Annotated in this window: 12 protein-coding genes; 1 reads left to right on the top strand and 11 read right to left on the bottom strand. The window is 55.5% G+C overall.

All coding sequences use genetic code 11. The annotated features are described in order from the left end of the window. Positions 1-127: 127 nt before the first annotated feature. The 9 genes from lgt to OCT58_RS03610 all read right to left on the bottom strand — a co-directional run bounded on the left by lgt (position 128) and on the right by OCT58_RS03610 (position 9,135). Complete coding sequence (gene lgt, locus OCT58_RS03650) at positions 128-949, bottom strand: prolipoprotein diacylglyceryl transferase (protein ID WP_267201495.1); 822 nt, start codon at positions 947-949, stop codon at positions 128-130. Further along, entirely contained in the window at positions 949-1,902 is a 954-nt protein-coding gene (gene hprK, locus OCT58_RS03645) for an HPr(Ser) kinase/phosphatase (protein WP_267201494.1), read from the bottom strand. Before hprK ends, lgt begins: the two co-directional genes overlap by 1 nt. Positions 1,903-1,917: 15 nt before the next feature. After that, complete coding sequence (locus tag OCT58_RS03640) at positions 1,918-2,277, bottom strand: phage holin family protein (protein WP_267201493.1); 360 nt, start codon at positions 2,275-2,277, stop codon at positions 1,918-1,920. Next, positions 2,277-2,618 carry a PspC domain-containing protein gene (locus OCT58_RS03635; RefSeq protein ID WP_267201491.1) on the bottom strand — a complete coding sequence of 114 codons (342 nt, stop codon included), beginning with the start codon at positions 2,616-2,618 and terminating at the stop codon, positions 2,277-2,279. The genes OCT58_RS03640 and OCT58_RS03635 overlap by 1 nt, the downstream gene beginning before the upstream one ends. A gap of 58 nt (positions 2,619-2,676) precedes the next feature. Next, positions 2,677-3,793 (bottom strand): peptide chain release factor 2 gene (gene prfB / locus OCT58_RS03630; RefSeq protein WP_438361110.1). Its coding sequence is split into 2 segments (ribosomal slippage): positions 2,677-3,720 and positions 3,722-3,793, totalling 1,116 coding nucleotides; the frame shifts between segments, so codons are not numbered across the junction. A 96-nt stretch (positions 3,794-3,889) separates the two neighbouring features. Further along, entirely contained in the window at positions 3,890-6,253 is a 2,364-nt protein-coding gene (secA, locus tag OCT58_RS03625) for a preprotein translocase subunit SecA (RefSeq protein ID WP_267201489.1), read from the bottom strand. A 201-nt stretch (positions 6,254-6,454) separates the two neighbouring features. Next, on the bottom strand, positions 6,455-6,997 hold the full coding sequence (gene hpf / locus OCT58_RS03620) for a ribosome hibernation-promoting factor, HPF/YfiA family (protein ID WP_267201488.1): 543 nt from the start codon (positions 6,995-6,997) through the stop codon (positions 6,455-6,457). 132 nt (positions 6,998-7,129) lie between these two features. Beyond that, a complete protein-coding gene (locus OCT58_RS03615) occupies positions 7,130-7,807 on the bottom strand; it encodes a ComFC family protein (RefSeq protein WP_267201487.1) in 678 nt (225 codons plus the stop codon). Further along, positions 7,804-9,135 (bottom strand): ATP-dependent helicase ComFA, encoded by a 1,332-nt coding sequence (locus OCT58_RS03610; RefSeq protein ID WP_267201486.1) that lies wholly within the window; start codon positions 9,133-9,135, stop codon positions 7,804-7,806. The genes OCT58_RS03615 and OCT58_RS03610 overlap by 4 nt, the downstream gene beginning before the upstream one ends. A 62-nt stretch (positions 9,136-9,197) precedes the next feature. On the opposite strand from OCT58_RS03610, the gene OCT58_RS03605 reads away from it, so the two are divergent. Beyond that, positions 9,198-9,842, top strand: a complete 645-nt coding sequence (locus OCT58_RS03605) for a YigZ family protein (RefSeq protein ID WP_267201485.1) — start codon at positions 9,198-9,200, stop codon at positions 9,840-9,842. Here the strand turns inward: OCT58_RS03605 and OCT58_RS03600 are convergent. After that, positions 9,839-10,099, bottom strand: coding sequence for a hypothetical protein (locus OCT58_RS03600; protein WP_267201484.1), 261 nt, complete (start codon positions 10,097-10,099; stop codon positions 9,839-9,841). The genes OCT58_RS03605 and OCT58_RS03600 overlap by 4 nt on opposite strands. 50 nt (positions 10,100-10,149) lie before the next feature. Next, positions 10,150-11,988, bottom strand: coding sequence for an APC family permease (locus OCT58_RS03595; RefSeq protein WP_267201483.1), 1,839 nt, complete (start codon positions 11,986-11,988; stop codon positions 10,150-10,152). Positions 11,989-12,002 lie beyond the last annotated feature (14 nt).

Below are 12,002 nucleotides of genomic sequence, written 5' to 3'. Positions count from 1 at the left end.
AATTGATTCTCGACGCTTAGCTTTTAAAACACCTTGGTACCAAGGCTTATTTAAGTGCGTCAAAAATCTGGTCAAAACAAGTTTGTCAGTGATAATTTTATCTTGACTTATTACCACATGACTTATTTTACTTTGGTTGATCATACCAGGGAGCCATTCCCCGTCGCCGCCGCACGATCATTAAGACCAGCGCGCCGATGAAGAACAGCAGTGACAGCAGTTGAGAAACCCGGATGACGCTGCCCAGCATCAGGCTGTCGGTCCGCATCCCTTCAATGAAGAAGCGGCCAAAGGCGTACCACATCACGTAGGATAAGAAGACTTCCCCACGCAAGAAGAAGTGGTGCCGGTGCCGCAGCAGCATCAAAACGGCAAAGCCCGCCAGGTCCCAAAGTGATTCGTAGAGGAAGGTTGGCACCCGGTAGTGGCCACCGATGTACATCTGGGCAATAATCCAATTCGGGATGTGCTGAGCCATTAGGGCGGCCTTGGTCGTAATCACGCCAAAGGCCTCCTGGTTCATGAAATTTCCCCAGCGGCCGATTCCCTGCGCCAGGATGACCGTCGGCGCGATCACGTCCAGCATCGTCCACATCGACAGGTGCCGGGCGCGACAGAAGAAGTAGAGGACGGCAAAGCCCCCAATAATCGACCCGTAGATGGCAATTCCTCCGTCCCAGATGGCGATGATCTCACCGGGATGGGCGGCATAGTACGGCCACTGGAAGGTGACGTAGTAGAGTCGGGCGCAGATGATGGCGATCGGTAAGGCCCAGAGCAGGTAGTCGTAGAAGTAGTCTTCGGGGATTCCCTGGCGCTTGCCCTCGCGAACGGACAACCAGAGGGCCAGAACCACCCCGGTCGCAATGATGACCCCGTACCAGTGAATCGTGAAGGGGCCGAATTGGAGGGCGATGGGGTTAAGCGCCGCTATTAGCCTGGTCCCCATTACTTCTGAACCTTCTTGCTATCGCGGGCCGAGTTTTCCTTGATCAGCTTGTTCAGGTTGCGGTCGAAGGTCTCCGTGGCGTCGTAGCCCATCGTCTCGGCCCGGTAGTTCATCGCGGCCGATTCAATGATGATCGCCAGGTTCCGCCCGGTCTTGACCGGCACTGACACCTTCGGGATGATCACTCCCTGGATGGTCTGGGTATCACCCCGGTCGCCGAGCCGGTCAAACTTGGCGTCCGGCGTCCAGGTCTCCAGATGAACGATCAGGTTGATGTTGTCATCCGGCATGATCGCCCCGGTCCCGTAAAGGGTGGAAACGTCGATGATCCCGATTCCCCGAATTTCCATCAGGTGCTTTAAGATCGCCGGCGCCGTCCCGATCAGGGTCTGTTCGTCCCGGGCATAGACCTCGACCCGGTCATCGGCAACCAGCCGGTGTCCCCGCCGAACCAGTTCCAGGGCGGTTTCACTCTTACCGACCCCGGAATCACCAGTGATCAGGACCCCGACCCCGTTGATGTCGACAAGCACCCCGTGCATTGACTTCCGCGGTGCCAGGCGGCCCAGCAGGTAGGAGGTCATGTTGGACAGAATCTGCGAGGAGGTCAGATGGGTCCCCAGGATCGGGATGTTGGCCTTGGCCGCCGCCGTCTTCAGTTCCGGCGGGATCGGCAGGTTCGTTGAGATGACGAAGCACGGCGTTTGCGGCGTGCACATCTTCGTCATGTACTTTACCATCTTCTCGTGGGTCAGGTCCTTGGAGAAGGAGGTTTCGGTAATCCCCAGCAGCTGGATCCGCAGGGCCGGATAGTGCTTGAAGTAACCGGCAAATTCCAGGGCTGGCCGGGAGATGTCACTGGTGGTAATCGGCCGGTCGAGGTATTCCTTGCCTTGGAGAACCTTTAAGCGGACCTGGTCAACTAATTCTTGAACGGTAACGTGGTTTGGCACGATGCTTCACTCCTTTTAATAATGATTTTCTTGGTGGTCAGTAATAATGGTGTTGCAGATCGACATGATGATGGCAATCAGCATGGCACTCCAAAACGAAGAGAAGTGAAAAAGGTCCGCACCAATAAATGCCGATGTCAGCATCAACATCGCCCCGTTGATTACGATGCTGAAGAGCCCGAGGGTCAAGACGTTGATCGGTAGGGAAAAAATCACCAGGATTGGCTTGACTAAGACGTTTAAGATGGCCAAAACAAAGCTGGCCAGCAGCGCAATCCAGGCGCTGCTGATGTAGAACATCCCCGTCCCGGCAAAGAGGCCGGCCAGGGCAATAAACAGAACGGTATCAATTAATACTCTTTTCCAAAATCCCATTATGATCGCCCATTTCTTTTAATGTCTTTTTCTTCTACGTCGGTCAGCTGCCGCCGGGACCGGGACTGGTCGCCCGAATCCGTCATCTTCTTGTTCAGGTCGTTAAAGGCCTGGAAGAAGCCCATGATACCGGGATGTTCCGGATCAGGCGGCATGATAATCAACAGGATCAGATAGACGATCACCCCCGGCATGACGGCGGTTAAGATCGTCAGGATCACGTAGATCACCCGCAAAAAGTTCGGTGAAACATGGAGATACTTACCAAGTCCGCCAAAGACGCCGCCCAAAATGCGGTCGGACGCCGAGCGGGTCAGCCGACGTTTGCGATTTTCGCGCATAAACACCACTCCTTGTTAATTTAATCTTACTTGCTTTTCCAATTAACCGCAATCTTCTTTATTGCGGGTTCTTCTGGCTTAATTTCCACTGGAGATAAGCGTTGATAAAGGAATCGAGGTCACCGTCCATCACCGCTTGAACATCGTGGGTCTCGTGACCACTCCGGTTATCCTTGACCATTGTGTAGGGATGGAAGACGTAGGAACGAATCTGGGAGCCCCAACCGATGTCCAGCTGCTCCCCTTCGATCTCAGCCCGCTTCTTGGCCTTCTTTTCTTCTTCCAATTCGTACAGCTTCGACTTCAGCATGTTCATCGCGGTTACCCGGTTCTGCAGCTGGGAACGCTCAGCCTGCGAGGAGGTCACGATCCCGGTCGGCAGGTGGGTAATCCGGACGGCCGATTCGGTCTTGTTAATGTGCTGACCACCGGCCCCGCTGGAACGGAAGGTGTCGACCCGGAGATCGGACGGGTCAATCTTGATGTTGACGCTCTCGTCCAATTCGGGCATGACGTCGACCGAGGCAAAGGAGGTGTGGCGCCGACCCGCCGCGTCAAATGGTGAGATCCGGACGAGCCGGTGAACCCCCTTCTCGCTGCGCAGGTAGCCAAAGGCGTTGTGCCCTTTAATCAAGAGGGTCACACTCTTGATGCCGGCTTCGTCCCCGGCCTCATAGCTGGCCGTCTCGACGGTAAAGCCGTGCTGTTCACCCCAGCGAACGTACATCCGCAAGAGCATCGAACCCCAGTCCTGGGCTTCGGTTCCCCCGGCACCGGGGTGGATCTCCAAGATGGCGTTCTTGGAGTCGTACTCCCCGTCCAGCAGCTGGCTGAGCCGGTATTGCTCCAGGGCCTTTTTCGTCTGGGCAAAGGTCGCGTCGAATTCCTGCTGCAGGTCCGGATCGGGCTCCAGTTCGAGGAGTTCGATATTGGTCTGCAGGTTGGCAATCTGGTCGCGCAGGTGGACAAAGGTGTCGCGCTTATCCTTGAGCGCATTGTTCTCACCGATCACCTTTTGGGCCGACTCGTTGTCATTCCAGAAGTCCGGCTGGGCCATCTTCTGCTCGTTTTCCGCGATGCTCTCGTCTAAGGCATCGAGGTCAAAGAGACCTCCCGAAGCGGGCAACTTCTTGTTGCATTGCTTCTACTTGTTTTTTTGCTTCACTTAATTCCACAACAAAACCTCCACATACAAACATACGGCAGCGGTACCGCCATGGGTTACCTTACTGCCGTACCTAGAATCTAGTAGTAATTAATCGTATTGAATTTTACCGGGTCACGTTCTGACGAATCTCGGACTTCATGAAGAGTCGGGTCGTCTCGTACTCGATGTCGGCAATCATCTGCTCGAACATGTGGTAGCCGGCCGTCTGGTATTCAACCAGCGGGTTCAACTGACCATAGCCCCGCAGACCGACAGACTGCCGGAACTGGTCCATCACGTCGATGTGATCGGTCCAGTGGGAGTCAACCACCCGCAGGAGGACGACCTTCTCGAATTCCAGCATCTGAGCCGGATCATAGAGCTGACGCTGCTTGTCCTTGTAGACACCGTTGGCAAAGCCCATCAGGTAGTCCACCATCTGCTCCTTGGTCTTACCCTTCAAGTCGTCAACCGTAAAGGTGTGCGGCTTGACCAGGACCTCTTCGGCAAAGTCGACGATTCCCTTGAGATCCCATTCTTTTTCTTCACCCAGGGTATGCTGCTCAACTTCCCGTTCGATCGTCCGCTTGAAGATCGGCATCAGGACCCACTTCAAAGACTTGTCCTCGGTGATGATCTGCTGACGTTCCTTGTAGATGATCTCCCGCTGTTCACGCATCACGTCATCGTACTGGAGAACGTTCTTCCGCGAGTCGTAGTTGTTCCCTTCAACCCGCTTCTGGGCGGATTCCACTTGGCGCGTCAGGAAACGGCTCTTGATCACCGCGTCCTCGTCGTCGACCTTCATCCGTTGCAGGAAGTTCTTGATCCGGTCACCACCGAAGCGCTTCATCAGGTCATCTTCCAGTGACAGGTAGAATTGGGACAGGCCCGGATCCCCCTGCCGACCGGAACGGCCCCGCAGCTGGTTATCAATCCGCCGCGATTCATGCCGTTCGGTCCCGATGACGGCCAAGCCACCGAGTTCCCGAACGCCGGGGCCGAGCTTGATATCGGTCCCCCGCCCGGCCATGTTGGTGGCAATCGTCACGGCACCGCGCTGACCGGCGTTCTTGATGATATCGGCTTCCTTAGCGTGGTTCTTAGCGTTCAAGACCACGTGCGGAATGTGTTCTTTGTCCAGCAGGTGCGACAGGTATTCGGAGGTCTCAACGGCCACGGTCCCGACCAGGATTGGCTGGCCCTTGGCGTGGAGCTTCTTGATCCGGCGAACAACGGCCGCAAACTTGCTCTTCAGCGTTGGGTAGAGCAGGTCCGGTTCGTCTTTCCGAATAACCGGCTTGTTGGTTGGGATCGTGATCGTCTCCATGTTGTAGATCTCACGGAATTCTTCCTGTTCAGTCTTGGCGGTCCCGGTCATCCCGGCCAACTTGTTGTACATCCGGAAGAGGTTCTGGTAGGTGATGTTGGCCATCGTCTTGTTTTCTTCCTGAATCTCAACGCCTTCCTTGGCTTCAATCGCCTGGTGCAGGCCATCGGAGAACCGCCGTCCCTGCATCACCCGTCCGGTGAAGGAGTCAACGATCAGGACTTCGCCGTCGGAAACCACGTAGTCCTTGTCCCGGTACATGATGTAGTTGGCCCGCAGCGCCTGGTCGAGGTGGTGGGTCAGCGGCGTGTTCTCAGGATCATAGAGGTTCTTTAAGTTAAAATACTTTTCGGCCTTTTGGATCCCCTCGTCAGTCAGGGAAACGGTCTTGGATTCCAGGTCGACCTTGTAGTCCACCTCGTTCTTCAACTGCTTGACAAACCGGTCCGTCTGCTTGTAGAGCTTCGAGGTCCCCGTTCCCGGTCCGGAAATGATCAGCGGCGTCCGGGCTTCATCGATCAAGATCGAGTCCACCTCGTCGACGATCGCGTAGTTCAATCCCCGCTGAACCTGGTCTTCCTTGTAAACGGCCATGTTGTCACGCAGGTAGTCGAACCCGATTTCACTGTTGGTCGAGTACATAATGTCGGCCTTGTAAGCTTCCCGCTTCTGATCGGGACTCATCTCAGAATTGTTAATGCCGACGCTGCAGCCCAGCCAGTTGTAGAGCTGGCCCATCTCGACGGCGTCACGCTTGGACAGGTATTCGTTAACGGTGATAACGTGGACCCCTTTGCCGGAGAGCGCGTTCAAATATACCGGCATAGTAGCGGTCAGGGTTTTCCCTTCACCGGTCTTCATTTCGGCGATGTTCCCTTCGTGCAGGACAATCCCACCCATGATCTGAACATGGAATGGGTACAGGCCCAGCACCCGCTTGGCACCTTCCCGGGCAACCGCGAAGGCCTCCGGCAGCATCTCATCGAGCGTTTCACCCTTCTGGTAGCGCTGGCGGAATTCTGGTGTCTTCGCCTTTAACTGGTCATCAGTCATGTCCGCCATGGTTTTGGCGTAGGCTTCAACTTTATCAGCGATTTTATCAATCCGCCGCAGTTCACGACGGTCGCTTTCAATCCATTTCTTTAAAATGTTGGCCATAAAAGCGTCCTTCCTAATTCATTAGCTCGAGCTAAAACGATTAAAAAAGTGCTACTCAAGCCAATTATATTTTTTAATCTAACTTATGTATTTTACCACGTTCACTAGGCTTTGAAAACCAAACTGATCGCCAGATAAACAAAAAAGGATCACAGCAAAACACTTGCTGTAATCCCCTTTTTGAACACTCAACGCGTTCATTTATTCTGCTTCGATCAGGCCGTAGCGACCGTCCTTACGACGGTAAACAATGCTCGTGCCGTTGGTCTCAGCATCTTGGAAGACGAAGAAGTCGTGTCCCAGCATGTCCATCTGCAGAACAGCTTCTTCGGGATCCATTGGCTTCAAGGAAACTTGCTTGGTCCGAACGATCTTCAAATCGTCAGTACTAGTAGTGTCGTCATCGCTTGGAACGAATTCAACGTTCTTAAAGCCCTTTTCACGGGACTTGCGGTTGACCTTGGTCTTGTACTTCCGGATTTGACGTTCAAGCTTATCGGTAACCAGGTCCACACTACCGTACATGTCGTTAGAGGTCTCTTCGGCCCGCAGCGTCAAGTATGGAAGCGGAATCGTCACTTCAACCTTGTAGGTCCGGTTTGGGTATACCTTTAAGTTCACGTGGGCGGTAGCTTCGACGCTATCTTCAAAGAACTTTTGAAGCTTGCTGATCCGCTTGACTACGTAGTCACGAATTGAATCAGTAACTTCGACATTTTCACCACGAATATTGAACTTTAACATCAGACATCTCTCCTTTCAGTCCAAGCAATTGCTTGATCTGATATCAGAAGGACCACTCTTCTCATATCCTAATTCCATTATAGTGTAGTTCTGATCAATTAACAAACCGTTTTCAGAATCATTTAACCTTCCTTAACGAGCAAGGGACAGACTAATGATTTCGTCTCCCCCAGCCGCGTGGATCAGGCTGGCGGCGTGGTAGAGGGTCCGCCCCGTTGTGTAAACGTCGTCGACTAGCAGGACCCGCTTCCCCCGGACGGCTACCGGATTGGTCAATTCAAACGGCTGGGGCGTGTGCAGCCGCTGACGGCGGGTCTTGTGTGACTGGGCGACCTTTTCACCGGCGCGGTGCACAAGCAGGCCGGACTCCTCCTCCGTCCCCAAGAACCCCAGCACCTGGTTGAATCCCCGTGTCGCCATGGTGGTGGCCGTCACCGGAATCGGGATCACCAGGTCGGCGGCAAGAGTTTGCACCTGACGAGAAAGTTCACCTTGGAAGACCTGGCGGAGGCGGTAGTCGCCCTGAAACTTATAGCGGCGCATAAAATCGCGCATTGCCTCATTGTAAGTATAGAGGGCCGTGTGGCGCAGGTGCCAGCCATAGTGCTGGTGCCAACGCTGACACTCCGGGCAGAGGCGCCGACCGTTCTTGGGACGGCCACAGCCCGGGCAGGCCGTCGCGGAATCGATCCGCTCAAATTGTTTGCGGCAGCGCTGGCAGAGGACAGGCGGTTGGATTGGCCGCAGCAGGACCAGGTCGGGAATGGTCAGGCGGTAGGCAAGTGGGGCGTTGCAAAGTAGGCAGTTCATCGCTGGAGAGCCCGGCCTTTTTGATTCATAAAGCGAATTTGGCGGGCCGCCTCCCGCACCCGCCGGCAGGGACAGCCGAGCCAGAAGATGACCCGGCCGTCGGGGCGACTGCGCGCGCGGCCGGCCCGACCGGCAATCTGCACCAGAGCTGAGGACGAAAAGACCGGATCATCAGCCCCCAGGACAAAAACGTCGATCTCTGGAAAGGTCACGCCCCGTTCCATGATCGTGGTGGTCACCAAGAAATCGTACCGGCCGTCCCGCATCCCCTGCACCTTCGCCAGTCGTTCGGGGTCCGCGGCGTGTACCGTCGTAAAGGTCCGGCGTTCAAAGCCGACCGTCTCCAATGCTCCGGCGATCCCAGGCAGGTCACGAACGTGCGGCACAAAGAACAGGAACCGGTGGCCGGCCGCCAGCGTTCGTCGCAGCTCCGCAACCAGGTTGGCCGGTAACCGCTTTTGATCCAGTGTCCGGCGCCAGCGGGGCGTCAGGCGCAATCGGACCTCCGGCAACAGATGACCGTGGTAGCGCAGTGGCAGGTAGCTAACCGCCAGCTCCTTTTGGCGGACCTGGCGCAGCAAAGACGGGCCCGGAGTCGCAGTCAGATAGAGGCAACCGCCTTTTTCCTTCACCGCCTGCCCGGTCGCATACAGCAGGGCCGCATTGGCCGCGTAAGGAAAAGCGTCGACCTCGTCAATGATCAGGTTGTCAAAGGCATGGTAAAAGCGCAAAAGCTGGTGGGTCGTGCAGATCGTCAGCTGGGCATAGCGGTAGGGCAGCTCCTGGCGGCCGTGCAGCAGGACCATTGTCGTGTTGGCAAAGGCCGCTTGAAGACGCGGATAAAGCTCCAAACAGACGTCGACCCGCGGAGAGGCCACTGCCAAGCGCTCGCCCCGGCGCAGGGCTGCCGCGATCCCCCGAAACATCATCTCGGTCTTACCGGCCCCGGTTACGGCCCAGAGCAGCTGGTGCTGGTGCTTTTTCATCCCCGTCGCGACTTCTTCCGCGGCCTCCTGCTGCAAGGGCGACAGCTGCCCCTGCCAAGTTAGTACCGGTTCTTTGACCACAAATTGATTTGGCTCCGGAACATGATAAAATTTATTTAACGTGGCCACCCGGCCTAGATTGATGCAGCGTGGGCAGTAGAATTCGCCATTGGGCAGGGCCGCAATCTTCTTGGGCGTTTTTTGTCCACAGCGCCGACATTCGATTTTGCGATCGCCCACCGTGATGGTTTCCAGAGTCTGGATTGGTGCCGGCGGCTGCTTTGCTTGCCAGTCCGGCCGGTCAACTAGGACCCGGCGGCCGTAATACTCTGTCAATTTCATTTTCATCCCCCCTACTTAATAAGTACGGGAAAAATCCAATTTTTCACGAAAGAAGTTTTGTCATGCCAGAACCATTCCTTACCATTGCCAAAAACACCGCCTTTGAGATGGTGATCAAAAAGTCACGATTCATCTGCCAGCTCGGCCGAATCAACAGCGAAGAAGAGGCCCAGGATTTTATCGCCCAGGTGCAGCGGGACAACCGCAAGGCCAATCATAACTGCTACGCCTACCTGGTCGGCGATCACGACCAGATTCAGCGAGAGAGCGACAATGGCGAGCCGAGCGGAACGGCCGGGGTACCGATCCTCGAGTCGCTCCAACTGGCTAAATTGCACAATGTCGTGGCCGTTGTCACCCGGTATTTTGGCGGCATCAAGCTCGGCGCCGGCGGCCTGATCCGGGCCTACAGCAACGTTACCACCAATGCCGTCCATCAGGCAGGGCTGGTCCAACGGGTCATCCAGACTTCCGTGGCCATCACCGCCTCCTACGCCCAGCACGATCAGCTGCTCTACTTTCTGAAGGAACAACAGATCACGGTCGCCGACGAGCAGTACGGGGTCAACGTCGTAGTTACCATCTTTGTCGACCAGGACGCCTGCGACCAGCTGATTGCTGATTTGACAACCCGCTTTAACGATCAGCTGACAATCAAAAAAGGGCAGCCCCGCAATCACGAGGTGCCCTATATTGCCCAGTCCTAAGCTAAGAGGACTTCGGTAATATCTAAAATCACGATGAAGGCCAAAATGCCGCTCAGCCAGCCCAGAATCACCCGCGTGTGGTGGTCATGGGCTTTTAATTTTTCCTGATTAAAGCCAACGTAGGACGCCAGCATCAAGACGCAGCCGATGATCCCGAAGATGCCGGAGTGAAAGCCCCGGTTATCGATCGAGTAGCTGGCCGTAAAGATCAGGCCGAGGGCAAAGAGGCCACCAAATAACAACTGTTTTTTGTTCATGTGTTTCTCCAAAAAATCGGTGCCGACAGAATGTCAAGGCACCGATTTGTTTATTCATGCAAGTGGTAATTGTAGCTTGAGACGATGATGTTCTCCCGTGAGTTCAGCACCGCCCGCAGCCGGACGCTGGTCTGGTTGTGCAGGATTAATTGCCATGGGTGCTTTGGGATAAACTGCGGAACCAGGACGGTCGTCGAGTAGTTCCGTGCCTCGGCCCGCTTGGCAATCACGTCCACGAACCGCAACGTCGGTTTGGCGATTGACCGGTAGGACGAGTGGATGTCGACGAAGCGGACATCCGGGTACTCGGCCTTGAATTCGTTAGCCGTCTTGTGTTCCTTGCCCGGATTTTCGTCGAAGGAAACGTGCATGGCGATGACGTAATCACCGATCGACCGGGCGTAGTTGATCGCGCCCCGGGTCACCCGGGTGACGTTGCCGACCAGAACGATCACGGTCGAGCCGTCGTAGTCGTGCAGCTGCACCTTGGTCTTCTCGGCCACCCGTAATTGCGCGGCCACCTTGGTGTAGTGCGAGTGAATGGCGTAGAAAATCCACAGCAGGACCGGCATGATGATCAGGTACGGCCAAACGTTGACGAAGTGCTGCCAGAACAGGCAGATGACCAGGATCAGGGAAATCAGGGCCCCAACCAGGTTGATGAAGGCCTTGCCCAGCCAGAAGCCCTGGCGTTCCCGGAACCAGTGAATAATCATCCCGGACTGGGACAGCGTGAACGGCACGAAAACCCCGACCGCGTACAGCGGAATCAGGTTGTTGGTCTGACCATGGAAGATCAGGATCAAGATAATCGCCCCGACCGCCAGCGAGATGATCCCGTTGGAGTAGCCCAGCCGGTCACCACGGTCCATGAAGGCGTGCGGCATGTACTTGTCCTTGGCCATGTTGAAGGCCAGGATTGGAAAGGCGGAGAAACCGGTATTGGCGGCCACCGCCAGAATCATAGCCGTTGCTAGCTGGAGCAGGTAAAAGCCAACCCCGTGACCACCAAAGATCTGGGCCCCCATCTGCGACAGCACCGTCGTCCGGGAATTCGGAATGATTCCCAGGTAGAAGCTGAAGAAGATGATGGCACTGAAGAAAGTTGCCAGGATCAGGCTCATGATCGCCAGGGTCGTGGCCGCGTTCTTTTCCTTGGGTTTGTTAAAGTTCGGCACCGCGTTGCTGACGGCTTCCACCCCGGTCAAGGATGAAGAACCGGCAGAAAAGGCCCGAATGAAGAGGACCAGCGACATGCCCTTAACCGGCGTCCCGTAATCCACAACCGCGTGGTAGTGAATGTTACCGGTGGCAATGTTGTAGAATCCCCAGATAATCATGATCGTGATCATCACAACGAAGAAGTAGACCGGGACCGTCAAGAAGTTGGCGCTCTCGCTCATCCCCCGCAGGTTCATGAACATAATCAGCAGAACAATAATGATGGCAATCGGTATGGAGAACCGGTAAAGCGCCGGAACCGCGGAGGTGATCGCCTCCACCCCAGAAGTCGTCGAAACTGCCACGGTCAGCATGTAGTCAACCAGAAGCGAGCCCCCGGCGAAGAGTCCCCCGGTGCTCCCCCAGTTGCGGGTAGCAACGACATAGGCACCCCCACCACTGGGGTAAGCATGAATAATCTGTTGATACGATAGCGTGATCGCCAGTAAAAGGATCAGGACAATCGCCGCAATTGGAATCGAGTACCAGATAGCGGCGGCCGACAGGGTTACCAGGACAGTGGTAATCTGCTCAGGACCATAGGCGACTGACGAAATGGCGTCGGACGACAGCATCGCTAACGCCTTGAATTTCGTTAAGTGGGTCTGACCCTCATCCAGGGTCTTCAGTGGCTTCCCAATTAACACGCGTTTTAGATAACGCCACATATCATTTTCTCCCT

Origin of the sequence: Limosilactobacillus kribbianus, from assembly GCF_026413145.1 — a bacterium.
Classification (GTDB): domain Bacteria; phylum Bacillota; class Bacilli; order Lactobacillales; family Lactobacillaceae; genus Limosilactobacillus; species Limosilactobacillus kribbianus.
Note: the sequence above shows the minus strand (reverse complement) of the source record. Positions and strands in the feature narration are given on the sequence as shown.

Coding starts and splice junctions, on each gene's coding strand:
- lgt (WP_267201495.1), bottom strand. CDS start 949: ATGGGGACCAGGCTAATAGCGGCGCTTAACCCCATCGCCCTCCAATTC.
- OCT58_RS03640 (WP_267201493.1), bottom strand. CDS start 2,277: ATGGGATTTTGGAAAAGAGTATTAATTGATACCGTTCTGTTTATTGCC.
- OCT58_RS03635 (WP_267201491.1), bottom strand. CDS start 2,618: ATGCGCGAAAATCGCAAACGTCGGCTGACCCGCTCGGCGTCCGACCGC.
- secA (WP_267201489.1), bottom strand. CDS start 6,253: ATGGCCAACATTTTAAAGAAATGGATTGAAAGCGACCGTCGTGAACTG.
- hpf (WP_267201488.1), bottom strand. CDS start 6,997: ATGTTAAAGTTCAATATTCGTGGTGAAAATGTCGAAGTTACTGATTCA.
- OCT58_RS03615 (WP_267201487.1), bottom strand. CDS start 7,807: ATGAACTGCCTACTTTGCAACGCCCCACTTGCCTACCGCCTGACCATT.
- OCT58_RS03610 (WP_267201486.1), bottom strand. CDS start 9,135: ATGAAATTGACAGAGTATTACGGCCGCCGGGTCCTAGTTGACCGGCCG.
- OCT58_RS03605 (WP_267201485.1), top strand. CDS start 9,198: ATGCCAGAACCATTCCTTACCATTGCCAAAAACACCGCCTTTGAGATG.
- OCT58_RS03600 (WP_267201484.1), bottom strand. CDS start 10,099: ATGAACAAAAAACAGTTGTTATTTGGTGGCCTCTTTGCCCTCGGCCTG.
- OCT58_RS03595 (WP_267201483.1), bottom strand. CDS start 11,988: ATGTGGCGTTATCTAAAACGCGTGTTAATTGGGAAGCCACTGAAGACC.